The 19,082-nt window shown below is 73.2% G+C and carries 15 protein-coding genes; 8 read left to right on the forward strand and 7 right to left on the reverse strand.

All coding sequences use genetic code 11. The features are described from left to right. The coding region (locus OV207_RS16125) for a hypothetical protein (RefSeq protein ID WP_267556091.1) at positions 1–861 on the forward strand (861 nt) is incomplete at its 5' end. On the opposite strand, the gene OV207_RS16130 is transcribed toward OV207_RS16125, so the two are convergent. The 4 genes from OV207_RS16130 to OV207_RS16145 form a co-directional block, all read right to left on the reverse strand. Then, positions 836–2,971, reverse strand: coding sequence for an FUSC family protein (locus OV207_RS16130; RefSeq protein WP_267556092.1), 2,136 nt, complete (start codon positions 2,969–2,971; stop codon positions 836–838). The two genes, OV207_RS16125 and OV207_RS16130, sit on opposite strands and share 26 nt — an antisense overlap. 191 nt (positions 2,972–3,162) lie before the next feature. Further along, entirely contained in the window at positions 3,163–4,230 is a 1,068-nt protein-coding gene (locus OV207_RS16135) for a hypothetical protein (RefSeq protein WP_267556093.1), read from the reverse strand. 138 nt (positions 4,231–4,368) lie between these two features. Continuing rightward, positions 4,369–4,935: a DUF2378 family protein gene (locus OV207_RS16140; RefSeq protein ID WP_267556094.1), complete on the reverse strand. Its 567-nt coding sequence runs from the start codon at positions 4,933–4,935 to the stop codon at positions 4,369–4,371. A gap of 130 nt (positions 4,936–5,065) precedes the next feature. Then, on the reverse strand, positions 5,066–7,021 hold the full coding sequence (locus OV207_RS16145; RefSeq protein ID WP_267556095.1) for a DUF4365 domain-containing protein: 1,956 nt from the start codon (positions 7,019–7,021) through the stop codon (positions 5,066–5,068). 103 nt (positions 7,022–7,124) lie between these two features. On the opposite strand from OV207_RS16145, the gene OV207_RS16150 reads away from it, so the two are divergent. The 3 genes from OV207_RS16150 (at position 7,125) to OV207_RS16160 (ending at position 10,347) form a co-directional block, all read left to right on the forward strand. Then, on the forward strand, positions 7,125–8,570 hold the full coding sequence (locus tag OV207_RS16150; RefSeq protein ID WP_267556096.1) for a hypothetical protein: 1,446 nt from the start codon (positions 7,125–7,127) through the stop codon (positions 8,568–8,570). 84 nt (positions 8,571–8,654) lie between these two features. Next, positions 8,655–9,518, forward strand: a complete 864-nt coding sequence (locus OV207_RS16155) for an ATP adenylyltransferase family protein (protein WP_267556097.1) — start codon at positions 8,655–8,657, stop codon at positions 9,516–9,518. 16 nt (positions 9,519–9,534) lie between these two features. Beyond that, positions 9,535–10,347 (forward strand): SAM-dependent methyltransferase, encoded by an 813-nt coding sequence (locus tag OV207_RS16160; RefSeq protein WP_267556098.1) that lies wholly within the window; start codon positions 9,535–9,537, stop codon positions 10,345–10,347. A 12-nt stretch (positions 10,348–10,359) separates the two neighbouring features. Here OV207_RS16160 and OV207_RS16165 read toward each other — a convergent pair whose 3' ends face one another. Next, positions 10,360–10,977, reverse strand: coding sequence for a hypothetical protein (locus OV207_RS16165; protein ID WP_267556099.1), 618 nt, complete (start codon positions 10,975–10,977; stop codon positions 10,360–10,362). A 141-nt stretch (positions 10,978–11,118) separates the two neighbouring features. Between OV207_RS16165 and OV207_RS16170 the strand changes: the two genes are divergently transcribed. The 4 genes from OV207_RS16170 to OV207_RS16185 all read left to right on the forward strand — a co-directional run bounded on the left by OV207_RS16170 (position 11,119) and on the right by OV207_RS16185 (position 16,345). Further along, positions 11,119–11,634 carry a sigma-70 family RNA polymerase sigma factor gene (locus OV207_RS16170; RefSeq protein ID WP_193428466.1) on the forward strand — a complete coding sequence of 172 codons (516 nt, stop codon included), beginning with the start codon at positions 11,119–11,121 and terminating at the stop codon, positions 11,632–11,634. Continuing rightward, positions 11,627–12,346, forward strand: a complete 720-nt coding sequence (locus OV207_RS16175; protein WP_267556100.1) for a hypothetical protein — start codon at positions 11,627–11,629, stop codon at positions 12,344–12,346. The genes OV207_RS16170 and OV207_RS16175 overlap by 8 nt, the downstream gene beginning before the upstream one ends. Beyond that, positions 12,343–13,896, forward strand: coding sequence for a caspase family protein (locus OV207_RS16180; RefSeq protein WP_267556101.1), 1,554 nt, complete (start codon positions 12,343–12,345; stop codon positions 13,894–13,896). The genes OV207_RS16175 and OV207_RS16180 overlap by 4 nt, the downstream gene beginning before the upstream one ends. A gap of 70 nt (positions 13,897–13,966) precedes the next feature. After that, positions 13,967–16,345, forward strand: coding sequence for an excinuclease ABC subunit UvrA (locus OV207_RS16185; RefSeq protein ID WP_267556102.1), 2,379 nt, complete (start codon positions 13,967–13,969; stop codon positions 16,343–16,345). Between the two features lie 9 nt (positions 16,346–16,354). Here OV207_RS16185 and OV207_RS16190 read toward each other — a convergent pair whose 3' ends face one another. Together OV207_RS16190 and OV207_RS16195 are read right to left on the reverse strand one after the other, a co-directional pair. Continuing rightward, entirely contained in the window at positions 16,355–18,634 is a 2,280-nt protein-coding gene (locus tag OV207_RS16190; RefSeq protein WP_267556103.1) for a hypothetical protein, read from the reverse strand. A 7-nt stretch (positions 18,635–18,641) separates the two neighbouring features. Continuing rightward, entirely contained in the window at positions 18,642–19,052 is a 411-nt protein-coding gene (locus OV207_RS16195; RefSeq protein WP_267556104.1) for a hypothetical protein, read from the reverse strand. Positions 19,053–19,082 lie beyond the last annotated feature (30 nt).

Consider the following 19,082-nt stretch of genomic DNA (forward strand, 5'->3'; position numbering starts at 1 on the left):
CTCCTGAAGGGCACCCCCTCCCAGGAGGAGCTCCTGCGTGCCCTGGGTGACCTCTCCGCTGCTTGCGAAGCGGGTCTTGAGGATGCCTGCACGTTCCTGCACGAATCCTTCGGTCGTCCGGAGCGCATCTCCGGAGGTCTGTTCGTTTCGCCGCATCCCGTGGAGCTGGTCCGTCGCGGCATGTTCGCGCTGCTCATCTTCCGTTGTCGGGTCGATGTGGATGGAAGGGTCCGCGACTGCAAGGTCGTCGAGGGTGGGCCGGTGGAGGGCACCCAGCGCGCGCTCGACGAGCTGTACGCCACCCACAATCGTCCGCCGACCCTGGCGGGCCATCCATTGAGCATCCCGTACACGTTCAACCTCCGCTTCACTCCTCCGGATGGGAGGCTGACAGAGGAGGATGAGCTGGCGTGGGCGCGACAGCGGGTGTCCCAGAATCCGAAGAGCGCCCCTGCCTGGAGGAACCTGGCCAGGCGGCTCGCCGTGCAGTCACCCCAGGAGCGGCTGTATCCCCAAGCCGTGGCACGCGCTCATGCCCTCTCACCCTGGGACTGGTGGGCCGCCACGGAGGTGGCCTGGCAGCAGGTGCAGGCCAGGCAGTATGCGGTGGCCCTGATGACGGTGCGGCGCCCGCTGCGTCGTGAGCGCTCCAATCCCTACGTGCAGGAGACCGCCGCCGCGGCGTACTTCGGCCTGGGGCAGTGCGCGGAGGCCTTGAAGGTGCAGGAGCGCGCGGTGGGCTTGCTGCCGGAGGCGTGGCCCGAAGAGGAACATGCGCGCTTCGGGCGCAAGCTGAAGGAGTACCAGAGCGCGTGCGCCGCGCCCGCTCCGGCCGTCAGCGCAGCGCCGGCCCCTCGCTGAGCCGCGCCACCGCGCCGTGCAGGATGCCGAGCTGCCGGGGCACGCGCTCCAGCAGGGCGCCCAGGACAGGATCGTCGCTGGTGCGTGGCAGGGAGAGCGGTGGCAGCGGCGGGGGCTCCCGTCGCTCCTGCAGCGCGCGGGCGAGCAGCTCCAGGCTGTCGCTGGCCCGCTGCGCCAGTTGCTGTGGCAGCACCGACGTGCGTCCCTCGAACCGGCCCGTGCCCAGCGCCGTCACCGCCAGCGCGAAGCGCCTCGCGTAGGTGAGCAGCGCCATGCCCGACTCCAGGTGCTGCGGCGGGCCCCGGTACTCCGTCATCAGCCGCTGGAAGGACGACTCCGCCTCCAGCAGGGCCTGATCCAACCGGCGCCGCTCCTCGTTCACCTCCGGCTCCGTGCCGCTGCGGTGCGTGGCCAGCCGTTGCAGGTACTTCCCATCCGCGCGCAGGGCGGAGGCCGCCGCGTCCGGGAAGCGGCGGCGCTCCGGGCTGGGCCACAGCGTCCAGGAGCCCAGGAGCGCGAGCGTCCCCGCGATGAGCACCCCCAGCGAGCGCTGCGAGGCGACCGTCCAGTCCCCCGAGCTGAGCGTCGCCATCAGCAGGTAGTCCGGCGTGAGCAGGATTTGAAACGCCCCGAAGTTCAAGGGCAGCAGCGCCACCGACACGGCCGTCAGCAGGCTGATGACCACGATCATCGTCGCGGGCGTGTGCACGGTGGTCGCGATGAGCGCCGCCAGGCTCGCGCCCACCAGCGTCCCCAGCGTGCGCTGGAGCACGCGCTCCTCCGTGCTGCCCGCGTAGGGCTGGAGGATGGAGATGACCGTGAGGCTCACCCAGTGCGCGTCGCCCACCTGCAACGCCCGCGTCAGGCCCAGGGCCGCCGTCGCCACCATCCCCGTGCGCAGCGCGTGTCGCAGCACCAGCGAGTCCAGGTGGAGGTTGTCGCGCACCGGCTGCCACGGGGAGACCCCTCGCGCCTCCGGCTGCCCCCGCACGGTGCCCTTGCCGCGCGCGGACACCGGGTCCCCGAAGAGCAACCCCGACGCCGTTTCGTGCGTCACGCCCGCGTACTCCCTCAGCCGGTCGAGCAGCGTGGCGACGTGCGCGGACAGCGGCCCCTCCGCCCCCTGTCTGACGGCGGGCGCGGACATCCTGGCGGGCTGCCTCCGCCTGGGGCGCAGCGCCAGCCGTGGCGGCGCGCGCATGCCCTCGTTGCGCTCCTGCCGCAGGGCCCGCGCCACCCACTGGTCCATCGCGGCGTGCGCTTCGCACAGCCGCCCCACGCGCTCCCGCGTGGCGTGCAGGTGCGGGTCCCTCCCCACCACCTGCATCGCCTCCGCGAGCGCGCTGAGCAGGGCCACCATGGGCTCCGCCAGCTCCACCAACACCAAGAGGTGCTCGCCGCGCCGGGACTCGTCCGGACGCCCGCGCCGCGTGGCCGCGAGCACGCCCCGGGCCCGTTCGATGTCCGGACGGATTCCCCCATGGCGCCTCAATCCTTCCGCCCACTGGTCGGCCGTGGCCCCGTTCAGCGTGGCCGCGCCCAGCTCCTCCGCCGCGGTCGCGAGGGCCGCGTACACGCGGGCCACCGCGCGGCGCGCGGGCCGGTAGGGACGCAGGGGCCACAGCAGCAGCGACAGCGTCATCGCCCACAGGCCGCCCAGGAGCAGGGAGCCCCCCCGCGCCACGGCGTCGCCGAGCGTGGCCGCGGGCGCGCCCAACGACACCACGAAGATGACGGCGAGCTGGCCTCCCACCGCCCCGGCCGTGTCGCCGTAGCAGCGCGCGAAGCTGGCCGCCGTGACGCCGAACAGCAGCAGGCTGGCGTCCACCCAGTACGTGTGGCCCGCGGGCGCGGCGAGCATTCCGACCAGCGCCCCCAGCGCGGTCACCAGGCCCATGACGCGCGCGCGCGAATGGTACGAGCCGCCCTTGTCCGCGAGCGTGACGAGCAGCCCCGTGAGGCCCGCCCAGCCGGCCTGGGGCACGCCGAGCAGGAAGGCCAGGCACAGCGGCACCGCCGTGGCGATGGCGGCCCGCAGGCCCGCCCACAGGGCCGGGCGTCCCGGCTCCACTCGGAAGAGCGACCGGAGGTGTCGCAGCAGTCGGTGCATGGGGTGTCAGGGGAACGGCGGGCCGTCACCCCAGAGGGTGGCCACGGAAGCTCCCCTCCACATCCCGGCGCAGGCCCCACCCCTCCTGTCCGGACGGCATCGCGGGCCCGTGGCCGCAGGTTCCTCCCTCCCCAGCGGCGGGAGCGGGGGAGGGCACGGGCCCTGCCTCCGGCTCCGGGCCTGCCTGCGCGTCAGCCCGCGTCGCGGACCGGCTCTTGCGCGTCCTCGCGGGGAATCGAGGTGCCATCCCACGGGATGTAGCGCACGCCCGGCATGGCCTCTGGCGCGTGGAACTCCAGCGCGCCCACGGTGGAGGTGAGCTTCTTCGTGGGGCGCCACGCGGCGAACGGGTGGGGCCGGGAGGACAGCTCCACCTCGCACTGGGCCACGTCGCTCTGGGCCACCAGCACGTCCCAGCCCGTCGGGTCGCGGTAGGCGTAGCCCACCAGCGTGCGCGGGTCGCACCACGCCCGGCCCTTCATGGCCACCGTGGCGGACGTGGCGCTGAACTCCAGCACGCCCTGCGCGGGCGACGTCACGCGCGTGAAGAGCATGTTGGGCATCTCATGGAACGTGTGCTGCCCGTCGCCCGTGCGCAGGTAGATGGGCGCGAGCCTCGGGTGGCCGGGCTTGCGCTGGGCGCGAACAATCATCGCCTCCAGGCGCGCGTCGGGGTCCTCGCGGAAGCGCGGGCAGTACAGCCACGTCAGCTCCTCGATCCGCCGGGTGCCCCACAGGTGCTTCTGCAGGCCGGGCGCGCCCTTCACCTCGTAGCGCTCGCCGTCCACCGTCACCGTGCCCTCGAAGGTGACGTCGTCGTGCACGTGGGCCACGCGCGTGGGCAGGGGCAGCAGCGACGTGCCGCGCGGCTCGCGGCGCACCGGCGCGCGGCCGTCCGACGTGAAGCGCAGGTCCCAGGCGATGGCGTGCTCCCCGGAGGCCACCTGTCCGTGGCACTTCCCGGGGGAGAACTCCGAGTCCCCGATGCGCACCCCCGACGGCGTCAGCGCGCTGAAGGCGGAGGCCGGGTGGATGGACTTGAGCGCCACAGCGGGCCGCGTGGGCGACGCGCAGTCGAACGCCGCCGCCCACACCGTGGCGCGGGGCTCGCCGGGCGCGCCGGGCGCCGGGGTGAACAGGGTGTAGCGCAACCACCAGGCGCGGTCTCCGCCAGGGTCGAGCACCACCAGGAACCAGATTTCGAAGAAACCCTGCTGACCGTTCCAGCGCGGCAGGTTGGCGCGCTCGTGCGACGGCATTGGATGCAGCCCCCTCTTCAAGGGCGCGGTCCCGGCACCACCCCCAGGCGGTCCACGCTGGCAGATGGGGCCCGGTGCGAGCAAGGGGCCTCCGGTCGCGGATCCGCGAAGCGCGGGCACCCCCGGGCTGGCGGTGCTTCAGGACCCGGACCCGGGCACGCCCCAGGTCACGCGGTAGGTGACGCTGTCGTCGTCGTACTGCACGACGTCCACCTGCGTGGCGGGGCCGCTGGCCGCGCGCACCGTGGCCAGCATCACGCCCTGCTTGAAGTAGCGCAGCAGGCCGGGCTCGTTGAGCCACAGGTCCGCTTCGCGCTCGCCGCGCTCGGTGATGCGGACCTCCGTGTAGTTGTTGCCCGTGCGGAAGCTGTGCTGCGTGCGCAGCAGCATCCGCTTGGGCCCGATGAGCCGCAGCACGCCCAGCAGCGCCCGGCCCACCATCGTGTCGCGGTAGCCGTCAATCATCCGCTCCCCCAGCATCCGCCACGCGACGGGCTCCGGCTGCTCCGGGTGCAGGGACTTCGCCGTCAGCGCCACGCAGCGCGCCCAGGTGTCCAGCGAGTACGCCGGCTGGAGCGGGCGGTCCAGGTCCAGCCCCTCCTTGCGCAGCTGCTCCTTGAGGGCGAAGGACACCTTGCCGGACAATCCCCGGACGAAGAGGCCCTCGACGATGGTCGGGAAAACGAGTTTCTCGGCGGCGGCCATGATGGGCCATTCCTCCCAGCCCTCCCGGTCCGGGTCAAGCCCTCCAGGGCCGGTGACGTCCTTGGCCTGAAGCTCGCGTCGCCCTCCAGGGCGATTTCCCAGGCGGCGCTGGGGTGCCGGCGGGCGGAACTCAGGGAAAACGCGACCGTGAAGCTCCAGGGGCCGTGCGCGTGCCCTCTTCGTTCGCCCCCTCCGGGTCGCGGAAGAACGTCCGGGCCGCGTCCTCCAGGCCGCGCAGGTACGCCAGGTAGTCGTCGAAGGGGTCTCCGCCGGAGGCGGCGGTGAGCTGCCGTTCGGCCTCCGCGTAGAAGTCCTCGCCATGGTGTCGCAGCGCGAGCGCGAGGATGCACAGCCGCAGCAGGCCGGGGACCTGGCCCGAGCCATGGTTGAGCGACTCCATGGCCTTGAAGCAGGCCGTGACGTCCCGGTGCCCCGTGAGCACGGCCCGGGCCAGCCACCAGTTCGTGGACCGCTCCGGCTCCATGTCGGCCTTGAGCTCCGCGTAGTGCGTCCAGGCGCTCTCGCACAGCGGATCCAGTTGGAGTGCCTCCTGCAACGCGGCGAGCTGGAGCGAGGGGGCCTCGATGGCGCGGGCCTCGGTGGCGCGCCGCCGGGCGAGGCCTACCTGGCGACGGCCGTCGCCGAAGGTCTCCAGCAGCAGGGGCGTGGTGAAGTGTTCGAGCACCCCCTGGGGATCCAGCGGAGGGCCCTGCTCGAACCACTGGGAGAACACGCGGTCGGCGTCTCCAAACCTCCGCAGGCGGAAGAGGACGTCCGCGTGCAGGGCCTGGGCGGGCCGATGCTCGCCTGACGCCGCGGCATGTCCGGCGCAGGCCAGGGCCTGTCGGGCGCAGCCTCGCAGGAGGAGCGCCTCCGCCATCCCGCTCCACCAGTCATCGCGTTGCAGGTGGCCCGGGTCGCTCATCGCCGCCAGCCGCTGGTGGTGCACGGCTTCCCTGCCCAGCCCGGAGCCGCGCAGGTGGTGGGCGAGCCAGGCGTGCAGGGCGCCGCTGACGTCGGGGCTGTTCGTCCGCTCCAGGAGGCGCTGGAGCATCGCGCGGTAGCGCTGGGAGGCCGCGAACCGGCGGGTGGACGGGCGGCTTCGCAGGACGCTCCCGCCCACGCGGGCCGCGAGCAGCGCCTGGGGCCTCAGCTCGCGGGTGGCGAGGAACTCCGCGGCGCCGGGCACGTCGTCGAAGTCCTCCGTCGCGAACAGCACGTTCCACACCACGGGCTGCGACAGGAGGCGCGAGGCGGTGCTCCCGGGCCACGCGCAGGCCCGGAGCGCCTCCACCAGCAGTGACGCCGCGGCGTGGGGGCGGCCCGCGAGCGAGAGCGCCATGGCCGCGATGAGCTGCACCACGCCCGCGGCCTCCTCCGAGGTCGGCGCCGGGGGGAGGGACGTGGGCAGGCAGGGGCGGTGGTCCGAGGACGCGACCTGGATGGCGCTCCAGTCGGCGGCGACCTCCAGGACGACCTCCGCGTCCCCGGACGCCTCCAGGCGCACCTGGGGGCGGGCGGTGTCCAGCCAGGAGGCGACCGTGTCGCGCACCGCGTGGGAGAGGTCGCCCGGCGGCAGCTCCAGGCGCACCCGTGCGGGGGCGTCGTGCGGCGCGGCGTGCCGGGCTGCGAAGAACCGCCGCACCTCGTCGATGAGCTCCCCGGGCTCGCGCGCCCGCAGGGCGTCCTCCAGGCGCAGGCGGACGGTCTTCTCGAAGTCCCACCGCTCGCGCTCCTCCAGGGTGTGCGCCGCCGCGAGCTGGTGGACCCAGGCGAAGAACAGCCCGTTCGTGGGCGCGTGGAAGCCCACGAGCATCACGGGGTGCGCCGCGTCCAGGTACTCGCGGAGCCGTTCGGCCCTGAAGGTGACGGTGACGCCCGTGTCATCCCCGGCGCCGCCGTCGGTGGCTTCGAGCCCCGCGAAGAACGGGGGGACGACGGCCCTCCGGTGCTCGAAGGGCTGCACCCGGGCGTCCAGGCCGTGGTCCCGGTGTGGGTCCTGGATTCGCCACTCCGGGGGCAGGGCCTCGTGGAAGGCCCTCCGGGACAAGGTTTCAAGGACCTGCGCTCGCGGGCGGGTCGGCATCAGGCACCCCGGACCGAAAGGGACGGCGGGAGTGTAGTCCGGAAAAGGGGGGGAGGCCGTCCCGTGCGGCCATCTGCTAGCGTCTGGACGTCCTGGCCCCCCGATGACGTCCCGTCCCCTGCCGTTCCTGGTGCTGCTGTCCGTGCTGTGCGCGTCCTCGGCCCTGGGCGCGAGGCCGGTGCCTGCCTCCGCGGCGGACGGGATGGCGATGCTCCAACGGATGGAGACCGCCCGCATCCAGGGGTCGCCCAGCGCGCTGCGCACGGAGCTGGACGCGCAGGAGGCGAAGGCGCCCCGGGACCCCATGCCCCGGCTGTACCGGGCCTTCCTCGCGCTGCCCTCCGACGAGAGCTTCAGCGAGTTCAAGGCGCTGGCGGTGCTGTACCCGGAGAACCCGTGGCCGCACGTGGGCATGGGGCTCGTGTACGTGCGCTGGAAGATGCTCAAGGAGGCGGGCGCCCCGCTGGAGGCCGCGCGCAAGGCCGTGCCCGGCTTCGCGCCCGCGCTCTGGGTGGACGGCCTGCGGCTCCAGGCGGAAGGCAGGCCGGCGGAGGCGGAGGCGCGGCTGCGCGAGGCGCTCGCGAAGCTGGACGTCCCGCGCATCCGCACCGACCTGGGCCTGGTCCTCGCGGGCCGGCCCGGGGGCGCGGCGGAGGCGCGGGCGCTCCTGGCGCGCTCGGTGAAGGACTGGCGGGAGCAGCCGGAGGCGCTCCAGGTGCTCTCGCGGCTGGCCGGGGAGGCAGGGGACGTGAAGGCCGGGGCGGAGGCGGGCGCGTTGCTCGTCGCGCTCCAGCCCCACGACCGCGAGGCGCACCGGCGACAGGCGGAGGCGTGGCTCGCCGCCGGGGACAAGGCGCAGGCGCTGAAGATGCTGGAGCGCTACGCGACGCTCGGCGGCGCGGAGCCGACGGCGCTCGCCACCTGGGCGCGGCTGAGCGCGGAGCTGGGACGCCCGGAGGACGAGGAGAAGGCCCTGGTGCGGCTGAGCGCGGCGACCCCGAAGGACGTGGAGCCCCTGTCGCGGCTGGCCACGCTGGCGGAGGCGCGCTCGGACCTGGCCGCCATGGAGGCGCGCCTGACGCAGGCGGTGGCGGTGGCCCCGGGCCGCGCGGACTTGCAGGTGCGGCGGGCGCGGCTCTTCCTCAAGCAGGAGCGCCTGGTGGAGGCCATGGCCGCGTACCGGGCGACGCTCGCCGCCCCGGAGCGCCCGGTGCCGGAGGCCGTGGAGGAGACCGCGCAGCTGAGCCGCAAGCTGCGCCTGCCCGCGACGCCCGCGAAGGGCACGGTGGAGCAGATCTACGACCGGGTGTCGCTGGGGCTCGTCGCCCTCTACCTGGAGCACCTCCAGGCGAACCCGGACCTCAAGGGCAACCTCAAGGTGCGCGTGGACGTGGATCCCACCGGGAAGCCCACCCAGGTCGTGGTGCTGTACGACAGCCTCCAGGACGCGCTCATCACCCAGGGCGCGAGCGTCGCCTTCATGGATGCGCAGTACCCGCCCGGCAGCGGACCCCAGGAGCACCAGTACGTCTTCCGCCCCCCGCGCTGAGCCTCGCGGCGGGGAGGGGGAGTTGACGCTGGTGGTGGTGGACGGCAAAGACTGGCGGCTGCCCCCTGAACGGGAGTCCCTTCCTTGAGCGCGGCACCGCTGACGCCTGAAGACCTCTGGTCGCGCACGCTGGCGGTCACCGGACATGCGCTGGAGACCGGCGCGTTGCAGCCCATCACCACCGAGGCCCGCACCGTGGTGGACGGGGGCGCGACGTTCCAGGTGCGCGTGCTGGGGCGGGTGGCGCTCAAGGAGCGTCCCCGTCCGGCGCCTTCCCGCGCGGCGCCGTTCAATCCGTTCGCGCCCCCGGAGCCGGCCCTGGTGCTGGGGGACGTGGCGCCCGCGCACGTGTGCCTGCTCAACAAGTTCAACGTCGTGGAGCACCACCTGCTGCTGGTGACGCGCGACTTCGAATCGCAGGACGCGCTGCTGACGGCCGGGGACTTCGACGCGCTCGCGACGTGCCTGGAGGGGCTGGACGGGCTGGCCTTCTACAACGCCGGGGAGATCGCGGGCGCCAGCCAGCGGCACAAGCACCTGCAGCTCGTCCCGCCGCTGGGGCCCCAGGTGCTGCGGGCCCCGGTGGAGGCGCTGCTCCCCGCGCTGCCGGGGCCGGGCCGCGTGGTGGCCGCGGGGACGCTGCCCTTCCTCCACCTGCTGGTGGGACTGGGGCCCTGGGAGGCCCCGGCGCCGGGCGCCCGGATGCTGGCGGCGTACCGGTTGCTGCGCGAGGCGCTGGGCCTGGGAGCGACGTCCCCCTACAACCTGCTGGTCACCCGGGACTGGATGCTGCTCGTGCCGCGGAGCCGCGCGGAGCACCTGGGCGTCAACGTCAACGCGCTGGGGTTCGCGGGCTCACTGCTGGTGCGCACGCCGGAGCAGTTCAGCGCGGTCGCGGCGCTGGGGCCGTTGGAATTGCTGCGCCAGGTCGCGGGCCTGGCTCCGTAGGAGGAGGGTGATGACCATGGATGCGAACGAACTGGCCCGGGTGCCGGGGGTGAATCCCCAGGTGCCCGACGCGGCGCGGATCTACGACTACACGCTGGGCGGCACGCACAACTTCGAGGCGGACCGGCAGGCCGCGGAGGCCCTGTTCTCGCTGCTGCCTTCGACGCGCAAGTGGGTGCGGATGCTGCGCTCCTGCCTCCAGGTGGCGGCGAAGCGGTTGTCGTCGGAGGGCTTCACGCACTGGGTGGACTTCGCGTCCGGCCTGCCCACCAACGACCACGTCCACGGCGTGCTGCCGCCGGACGTGAAGGTGCTGTATTCGGACATCAACCCGCTGACGATGGCGCAGGCGCGCGTGCTGCTGGGCGACGACCCGCGCGTGCGCTACCTGGAGTGCGACATCCGTCAGGCGAAGCCGTTCCTGGAGCGCCCCGACGTGCGCGAGTTCCTGGGCGGCGAGCGCAAGGTGGCGCTGGGCGCCAACGGCATCACCGTGTTCCTCCAGGCGGAGGAGAACCGGAGGTTCTTCCGCGACCTGTATGACTGGGCCGCGCCGGGCTCCAAGCTCTTCACCACCTTCGAGACCAAGGACCCCACGAAGACGACGCCCCAGTGGGAGCAGTTCGTGGGCATGTTCAAGACGATGGGCGAGCACTTCGAGCTGTTCTCCCTGCCGGAGTACCTGAAGCTCTGCGAGCCGTGGACCCCGGGCCCCGGCGGCATCCAGACGGTGCGCGAGTTCCTGGGCCTGCCGGAGGACTACATCACCCAGGAGGACCGGCAGGGGGTGGGCATCGAGTTCTATGCCGTCATCCTGGAGAAGAAGTAGCCGACGGCATCCTCAGTCGCAGCGCTGACCCGTCAAGGCGCACCGGCCATACGCGCAGGGCGTGAAGGGCGGGGTCGCGCAGCCCGAGGCAGGGCAGGCGCAGGTGGTGACCTGGCGGGTGCGTGGGTCGCAACAGGGGCGGTACTCCGTGATGGGGTCCCCCGGGCCCGCGTCCACGGTGCCCGCGTCCGCGCCTGTTCCCGCGTCGGTGGGAGTGCCCGCGTCGGTGGGGGTGCCCGCGTCGGTGCTGGCGCCGCCATCGGTGGGGGTGCCCGCGTCGGTGCTGACGCCGCCATCGGCGGGGATGCCCGCGTCGACGCTGCTGCCGCCATCCAGGATGAGGCCGCCGTCGGTGTTCACGCCGCTGCCGGCGTCCTGGGGGCCCGACGAACCGCCGTCCGTGGAGGCGCCGCAAGACTGGCTGAGCGACTCCGCGCAGGTGCCCGCCTCGCAGGGCCGGAAGGAGGCCGGGCAGCCGTCGAGCGACTCGCAGCGGCATGTGTCCACCTGACCGGAGACGCAGCAGACGGCCCACGCCACCTCGCCCAGTGGATCCGGGTCCTCGTACAGCGGGTCGAAGCACCCCGCTCCAATCAGGGCGAGCAGGATGGCGGGCAGGAGTCGGTTCACGTGCGGTTGGGACACCCGACGGGCGCGACCTGGGACATGCCGCCGGGGCGCGGCTAGTATCCCACACCCCATTGCGGATTCGATGTCCCAGGCCCCCGGGCCCGGGTGTCACAAGCACGAACAGGAAGGTCGGACACGCGGATGGCGAGCGGGCTCGGTGCGGAGGAGCTCAGGGAGCTCTACGAGCGCTTCGCGCCCGTGGTGCACCGTCGCGCGCTCGCGCTGCTCGGCCGTGACGCCGATGCGTGGGACATCGTGCAGGAGGTCTTCGAGCGCATGTTGACGGCCGGCGCGCGGTTCCGACGAGAGGCCCGCCCCATGACGTACGTGTACCGCGCCACCACCAACCTGTGTCTCAACGCGCTGCGCTCGCGCCACCTGCGCGAACCGCTGCTGCCGGAGCGCGAGGAGGCCGCGGCCCTCACCCCCAGCCAGTGGGAGGCCGCCGACTTCATCCGCCACCTGGTGGGCCGGATGGGGGAGCGCGAACTGGAGGTGGCCACGCTGCACTTCTTCGACGGGCTGACGCAGGAGGAGATTGCCCAGATGCTGGATGTGTCGCGAAAGACCATCGTCCGCGACCTGGAGTCCATCCGGAAGAAGGCCGCGGAGCTGGGGCGGTTGCCGGAAGAGCCACTGGAGGCGGACCGTGGCTGAGCACCTCTCGCGGTTGGAGTTGGACGAGTGGCTTTCGGGGTTGGATCCAACGGGCCGCATGGGCGCGCACGTCGCGTCCTGCGGGACGTGCGGACCCGTCGCGGAGGAGCTGCGGCGGGCGCGGGAGTCGAGCCTGCGAGCCCCCCGGGCGGAAACGGTGTTCGCGAAGCTGGAGGCGAAGCGGGCCCAGCCGGCGCGGACGCGCTGGAGCTGGGGCGGGCCGCTGGTGGTCGCGCTGGCGGTGGGGCTGACGCTGGTCGTCTACGTGCCGAAGGGCACGGAGGACGGCGTGCGGCTGAAGGGGAGCGTGGCGCTGCGGCTGCTGTCGGAGGGCGGCGCGCCGGTCACGAACGCGAGGCCCGGCGAGCGCGTGACGCTGGCGGTGGGCACGGGGACGCACCGCGACGTGCTGGTGCTCGCGGTGGATGAGGCGGGGGCGGTGGACGTGCTCTGGCCACAGGGGGGACGGACCAGCGGCAAGGTGGAGCCCGGGGCGGAGGTGAAGCTGTCGCCGCCGCTGGAGGTGACGCCGGGGTCGGTGGCGTTGCACGCGTTCTTCTCCGACACGCCGCTGCTCGCGGACGAGGCGAAGGCGGGGCTCCTCGCGCGCATCGTCGAGGCCCGTGCGAGGGGAAGGGGGCCGCTGGACGCGGTGACGCCCGAAGGGCTCGGGAAGGCGAGCGCCCACGCGGTCCTGCGGGTCGCCCCATGAGACCGCGGTGGCTCTCCACGGTGGTGGGGCTGCTGGCCGTCCTCTGCGGGTGGCTGGCCCCGCTCCACGCCCGCGCGGCGGAGGAGGCCCCGCGCCGCTGGGCGTTGATCGTCGGTGAGAACCAGGGGCTGTCGGGAGAGGAGCGGCTGCGCTTCGCGGAGGCGGACGCGCGGCGGATGCGCGAGGTGCTCCAGGAGGTGGGCGCGGTGCCCCCGGAGCGCACCGTGACGCTGCTGGGCACGGATGCCGCCACGCTGCGCGAGGCCCTGACGCGCTTCCAGGCCCGGCTGTCCTCCGAGGCCTCGCCGCGTGACTGGCTGGTGCTCTACGTCTCCTCGCACGCGGGGGACGGCCGCCTGCACCTGCGCGGCACCGAGCTTCCGATGCGCGAGCTGGTGGACTTCCTCAAGGGGGCACCCGTGGGCGTGGGGCTCCTCATCCTGGACTCGTGCCGCTCCGGGGTCGCCACGCGCCTGAAGGGCCTGAAGCCCGTGGCAGCGCCCATGCTGATGGAGGCCGCGGACCTGGAGGGACGGGTCGTCATCAGCGCCTCGGGCGCGGACGAATACGCCCAGGAGTCGGACGCGCTGCAGGGCTCCTATTTCACGCACCACCTGGCGGCGGGACTGCGCGGCGCGGCGGATGCGTCGCGCGACGGACGCGTCACGCTGGAGGAGGCGTACCGCTACGCCTACGCGCGCACGCTGGAGTCCACGCTCGTCTCCGCGGGAGGATTGCAGCGCCCGACGTTCCGGATGGACCTGCGGGGACGCGGGGAGCTGGTCCTCTCCGAACCGCAGCAGGCACGGGGGCGGCTGACCCTGGATGTGAAGGCCCCGGGCCGCTGGCTGGTCCTCTCCTCCGAAAGCGGCGCGTTGGTGGCGGAGCTGGAGAAGGGCGAGGGCCCCACGACGCTCGCCGTGGCGCCGGGGGCATACCGGCTGCTGCTGCGCGCGGAGGAGGGCTTCCTGTCTCGGTCCGTGACGGTGCCCGTCAATGGCAGTGCATCCGTGGGAGGCGCGCCCCTGGAGCAGGCCGCGCGGTCGTGGCTCGCGCGCAAGGGTGGGGTGGGGTCCACGCTGCTGCTCGCGGTGGGGCCGTCCCTGACGTCTGGGATTGTCGCGGGCCTTCCCTCCATCCCGGGCCTGGACGTGCGCCTGGAGCGCGAGGGTCGGCTGGGCTGGGGACTGGACGTGTCGGGCGTGGGGCTCGCGGTGCGCAGGGGTTCGGGCCAGCGGGTGGCCTTCCGGCAGACGGAGCTGGAGCTGCGGCTCAACGCGGGACCGCACTGGAAGCACGGACCGTGGACCTTCTCCAGCGCGCTGGAGGCCGGGGCGCTGGCCGTCTTCCAGAGCGGGCTTCCCTCCGATGAGGCGCGCTTCGGACTGGAGCCGCTGGCGCTGGTGTCCGGAGGCGTGCGGCTGCGCGTGCGCGGCGGCGTGTCGACGCTGCTGAGCGCGTCGGCGGGAGGCGTGGTGGCGCGCAGGGACTCCGGCGTGGCATTGGTGCCCCGCGCCTCCGCGTCGCTGATGGTGGGCTTCGCGCTGTAGCAACGGCCTGCTGGGGTGCCTGTCTGTTCTTCTTGTTCTCCCGAGCACGAAGTACTTTGACTCCATCGCCATGACCAAGCCCAAGCCCTCCTCCAGCCTGAACCCGGCGGACAGCCACGACCTGATCCGCGTCCGGGGTGCCCGCGAGAACAACCTGAAGGACGTGAGCATCGAACTCCCCAAGCGGAGGCTGACGGTGTTCACCGGCGTCTCGGGCTCTGGCAAGTCGTCGCTGGTGTTCGGCACCATCGCGGCGGAGTCCCAGCGGCTGATCAACGAAACCTACAGCACGTTCGTGCAAGGGTTCATGCCGACGCTGGGGCGGCCGGAGGTCGACGTCCTGGAAGGGCTGACGACCGCCATCATCGTCGATCAGGAGCGGATGGGCGCCAACTCCCGCTCGACGGTCGGCACGGCGACCGACGCCAACGCGATGCTGCGGGTGCTCTTCAGCCGCCTGGGCAAGCCGCACGTCGGCTCGTCCAACGCCTTCTCCTTCAACGTCCCGTCGGTCCGAGGCGTCGGGCAGATCTCGGTCGAGAAGGGCGGCGGCGCCGCGAAGACCGAGAAGCGCGAGTTCACGGTCTCCGGCGGCATGTGCCCGCGCTGCGAGGGCATGGGCTCGGTGACGGACATCGACCTGTCCCAGCTCTACGACGACACGAAGTCGCTCGCCGAGGGCGCGCTCACCATCCCGGGCTACACCGCCGACGGCTGGCAGGTGCGCATCTTCGGGGCCTCGGGCTTCCTCGACCCGAACAAGCCCATCCGCGACTACACCAAGAAGGAGCTCCAGGACTTCCTCTACCGGGAGCCGACCAAGGTGAAGTTCGAGAGCATGAACCTGACCTACGAGGGGCTGGTTCCGCGGATCCAGAAGTCGTTCCTGACCAAGGACAAGGAGGCGATGCAGCCGCACATCCGCGCGTTCGTGGAGCGGGCGGTGACGTTCACCACCTGCCCCGAGTGTGGCGGCACCCGGCTCAACGAGGCCGCCCGGTCCTCCAGGATCAAGAAGCTCAACATCGCCGAGGCCTGCGCGATGCAGATCAACGAGCTGGCCGAGTGGGTGCGCGGCCTGAAGGAGCCGTCCGTCGCGCCGCTGCTGGCGACGCTGCTGCGGACGCTCGACTCGTTCGTGGAGATTGGCCTGGGCTACCTCAGCCTGGATCGGCCGTCAGGGACGCTGTCGGGCGGCGAGTCCCAGCGCATCCAGATGATCCGGCACCTCGGGTCGTCGCTCACCGACGTGACGTACGTGTTCGACGAGCCGACGGTCGGGCTGCACCCGCACGACATCCAGCGGATGAACGACCTGCTGCTGCGGCTGCGCGACAAGGGCAACACCGTGCTGGTCGTCGAGCACAAGCCGGAGGCCATCGAGATCGCCGACCACGTCGTCGACCTGGGCCCCGGCGCTGGCACCGCGGGTGGCGAGGTGGTGTTCGAGGGCACCGTCGAAGCGCTTCGGGCCAGCGGCACGCTCACCGGGCGGCACCTGGACGACCGGGCCTCCCTGAAGCCGTCGCTGCGCAAGCCTTCGGGGGTGCTGAAGGTGCGCGGCGCCAGCGCCCACAACCTGCGGAAGGTCGACGTGGACATCCCGCTCGGCGTGCTGGTGGTGGTGACGGGCGTGGCCGGGTCGGGGAAGAGCTCCCTCATCCACGGCTCGGTGTCGGGCCGGGACGGCGTGGTGACGGTCGACCAGTCCCCCATCCGCGGCTCGCGGCGGAGCAACCCGGCGACGTACACCGACCTGCTGGAGCCGATCCGCAAGGCGTTCGCGAAGGCCAACGGCGTCAAGCCCGCCCTGTTCAGCGCCAACTCCGAAGGCGCCTGCCCGGTCTGCAACGGCGCCGGGGTCATCTACACCGACCTGGCGATGATGGCCGGCGTCGCCACGGTCTGCGAGGAGTGCGAGGGCCGGCGGTTCCAGGCGGCGGTGCTGGAGTACCGGCTTGGCGGGCTCAACATCGCGGAGGTGCTCGACCTGCCCGTGAAGGACGCGGTCGCCTTCTTCGGCGCCGGCAAGGCGCACACGCCGGCCGCGCACGCGATCCTGAAGCGGATGACCGACGTGGGGATCGGCTACCTGCGGCTCGGCCAGCCGCTCACCACGCTGTCGGGTGGCGAGCGGCAGCGGCTGAAGCTCGCGACGCACATGGGCGAGGACGGCGGCGTCTACGTGCTCGACGAGCCGACCACCGGACTGCACCTGGCCGACGTGGAGCAGATGCTCGGGCTGTTGGATCGGCTGGTCGACTCCGGCAAGTCGGTCATCGTCATCGAGCACCACCAGGCCGTCATGGCGCACGCCGACTGGATCATCGACCTGGGGCCGGGCGCGGGCCACGACGGCGGGCGCATCGTGTTCGAAGGCACCCCGGCCGCCCTGGTCGCGGCGCGGTCCACGCTGACCGGCAAGCACCTGGCGGAGTACGTCCGCTGAGGTTCAGGCCTACGGCTTGGGTGGGACGGTGAGGGTCCCCACCTCGAAGCCATCCTCGGGGACAGGCGCGTCGTCGGCCGTGAAGGCCTGGAGGCGTGAGCCGTCCCCGCCCGCGTACCAGAGGCCCACCCGCACCTTCCATTGCCCCGGCTCCCAGTCCTTCGTGGAGAGGGCGAAGGCGTCGCGCAGCAGCGCGCGGCGGGGCGCGTCGCTGAAGAAGAAGGTGCCGCCGACGACGGCGTGGTCGGCGGTCTTCCGCTCCCCGGGGCCGGTGACGTGCACCCAGATGCCGACCGACCGGGGCACCTTCCCCCGCACCTGCCAGTAGAGGACCAGCGGGACGATGCCCTGCGCGTCGGGCGCGGCCGGCACCTGGGCCGCCACCAGCTCCACGGGGCGCTCGAAGCGTCCGTGGAGGATTCGCGCGTCCGGTGGCAGCTCCGCCGTCCCGAGCAGCGAGCCATCCGGGTTGCGCAGCACGGGCATCGCCTCCGGTTCGCGCCAGGCCGCCAGCAGGACGCCCATCGCGACCAGGGGCACGACGGCCACCGCCACGGCACCAGGCCCCGGCCACGCGCCGCCGCGCCGCCATGGGCCCCAGGCGAGCACCGCCAGGCCCACCCAGGCGAGCACCGACACGGCCGCGCCTCCCAGTCCGGAGCGGGGCAGGAAGCGCAGCACCACGCGGTGGTGGCCCTCGGGCAGCGTCACGCCCAGCAGCCCTTCGCGGGACACCACCTCGCCCACCGAGGACTTCCAGCCCGGGTGCCAGTTCTGGTTGATGAGCAGCGCCGTGGGCCGCGTCGCGTCCACGTCCACCACGAGCCGGTTGGGGGTCCACTCGACCCGTCGCGCGCTGCCGGCGCTGGCGTCCTCCAGGTACTCCTCCCGCAGCAGGTCGCCCCTGAGGCGCTCGGACATGGGGACGGGCCAGGCCTCGCCACAGGCGATGGAGCCCCGGTTGAGCGGGAGGAAGGCGCCCTGTGCCCAGCGGTTGCCACGGGCCTGGGCGAAGGGCTGATCCACGGCGAGGGGCGTGGGCACCAGCGTCACGCGGCGGGCGTTCCTGTGGAAGCCGACGACCTGGACGGCGATGCCCGCCAGCGCCAGGCCGCACGCCACCCGCGCGGTCCACCTCCACGCGGTCCCCCACCGCGCGCGGAGCATCAGCGCCGCGAACCCCAGCGCGGCCAGCTCCGCGAGGAAGAGCCCGGCGGGGACGAGGAAGCGCTCGGGGTAGCGAAGCGTCCCGAAGATGGGCAGCAGCCGGAGCGCGGCGAACAGCGAGGGCTTCGCGGCGTAGCCCGCGGCCAACCACACGCACAGCCCCGCGAGGACGGTGGGGTACGCGGCGCGGCGGCGGGAGAGCGCGGCGCCCAGCGCGAGGAGGACGGCGAGGGGCGCGACGAAGAAGTGGCCCACGTCGGCGTTGCTGGGGAACTGGAGCAGCTCGCGCCCCACCGTCAGCAGCGAGTGGCCCGGCGTGCCGGCCATGAGGCGGGGCGCGGAGCGCATCGTCTCCACCAGGGGCCACAGGCGGAACATGCAGGCGCCCAGGGTGAAGAGCGCCGTCGCGCCGAGCGCCCACACCCCACGCCGCCACCGGCCGCTTCGGCGCAGGGGCCGGGACACCAGCGTGCGCACCGCCTCCAGCGCGACGAAGAGCGCGCTGATGGGCACGGGGTAGGAGCTGCCGAAGCCCAGCTGGAGCGCGAAGCCACCGGCCACCAGCGCCGCGCCGTCCAGGTGCCCCTCCGCCGCCCGCCGCGTGCCGAACAGCAGCCACGGCAGCAGCAGGAAGCCGGCGAAGTTGAGCCAGCCCAGCGACCACGCGTGCGCGGTGAAGCCCGCGAGTCCGAAGAGCGGCGCGGCGACGAGCGCCCCCACCGAGGAGCCCGTGCGCTGTCGCGCGAAGCGGTAGAAGCCCTCCATGCCCAGCACGAGGAAGAGCCACAGCACCACGGCCTGCGCGCGGTGCGCGCCCAGCGCGGCGGACAGGAGCACCGTGGGCGACGCGACGCGGGTCTGTGCGCTGCCCAGGGCGTACTGGCCACCGCACGTCCACGGGTTCCACAGCGGCGCCTGGCCATACGTCGCCACGGTGCGGGCGCCGGCCTCCTCGTAGGCGTGAAGCAGGTGCGCGTCGCGGAAGTCATTCGTCCGTCCCACCTGCGACAGCGGCTCCCAGGCGGCCACGAGCGCGAGCAGGCCGAAGAACGCCAGACGCAGACCCGCGGTGGTGGCGGCGCGGTGCATGAGCCGGAGCAACGGGGAGGGGAGGGGCCTCATCCGCGCGTCAGTCGTAGAAAGCGCGCGGCTTGCAGGGCGCCGCCGTGGCCTTGCGCGGCGGCCGGAGCGGGCCACTGGCGCGCAGCTCGTCATCGACGGCGCGGAACACCTCTTCCACGGGCACCTTCCGGCGCTCGGCCTCCCCGGTGGCCCACTGGCGCTCGGAGGCGCTGAAGTCGTCGTCCTGCGACCAGCGGTCCCCCGGGAAGTTGTGCAGCGATTGCGCGCGCCACCTGGGCTCCTCGGCGGCGGCCGCGCGGCCTGCCTGGGCGCGCTCCACGTCCGACAGGTGCTTGCGCTCCGGCGCCGGGGCGACGGTGGCGGCGCGCACCCCCACCGTGACACCGCACAGGGCGAAGGCGAGCCACCCCGCGAGGCTGGCGCGTCGCCAGCGGACCCGTGTCGTCGTGTCTGTCATCCCACGCGCCTGCGCCAAGCGCCCATGGGG

Source organism: Corallococcus sp. BB11-1 (assembly GCF_026626625.1).
Classification (GTDB): domain Bacteria; phylum Myxococcota; class Myxococcia; order Myxococcales; family Myxococcaceae; genus Corallococcus; species Corallococcus soli.

Bases quoted from the DNA above. Each gene is read 5' to 3' on its own strand.
- OV207_RS16130 (WP_267556092.1), bottom strand. From the start codon at position 2,971: ATGCACCGACTGCTGCGACACCTCCGGTCGCTCTTCCGAGTGGAGCCG.
- OV207_RS16135 (WP_267556093.1), bottom strand. From the start codon at position 4,230: ATGCCGTCGCACGAGCGCGCCAACCTGCCGCGCTGGAACGGTCAGCAG.
- OV207_RS16140 (WP_267556094.1), bottom strand. From the start codon at position 4,935: ATGGCCGCCGCCGAGAAACTCGTTTTCCCGACCATCGTCGAGGGCCTC.
- OV207_RS16145 (WP_267556095.1), bottom strand. From the start codon at position 7,021: ATGCCGACCCGCCCGCGAGCGCAGGTCCTTGAAACCTTGTCCCGGAGG.
- OV207_RS16150 (WP_267556096.1), top strand. From the start codon at position 7,125: ATGACGTCCCGTCCCCTGCCGTTCCTGGTGCTGCTGTCCGTGCTGTGC.
- OV207_RS16160 (WP_267556098.1), top strand. From the start codon at position 9,535: ATGGATGCGAACGAACTGGCCCGGGTGCCGGGGGTGAATCCCCAGGTG.
- OV207_RS16170 (WP_193428466.1), top strand. From the start codon at position 11,119: ATGGCGAGCGGGCTCGGTGCGGAGGAGCTCAGGGAGCTCTACGAGCGC.
- OV207_RS16180 (WP_267556101.1), top strand. From the start codon at position 12,343: ATGAGACCGCGGTGGCTCTCCACGGTGGTGGGGCTGCTGGCCGTCCTC.
- OV207_RS16185 (WP_267556102.1), top strand. From the start codon at position 13,967: ATGACCAAGCCCAAGCCCTCCTCCAGCCTGAACCCGGCGGACAGCCAC.
- OV207_RS16190 (WP_267556103.1), bottom strand. From the start codon at position 18,634: ATGAGGCCCCTCCCCTCCCCGTTGCTCCGGCTCATGCACCGCGCCGCC.
- OV207_RS16195 (WP_267556104.1), bottom strand. From the start codon at position 19,052: ATGACAGACACGACGACACGGGTCCGCTGGCGACGCGCCAGCCTCGCG.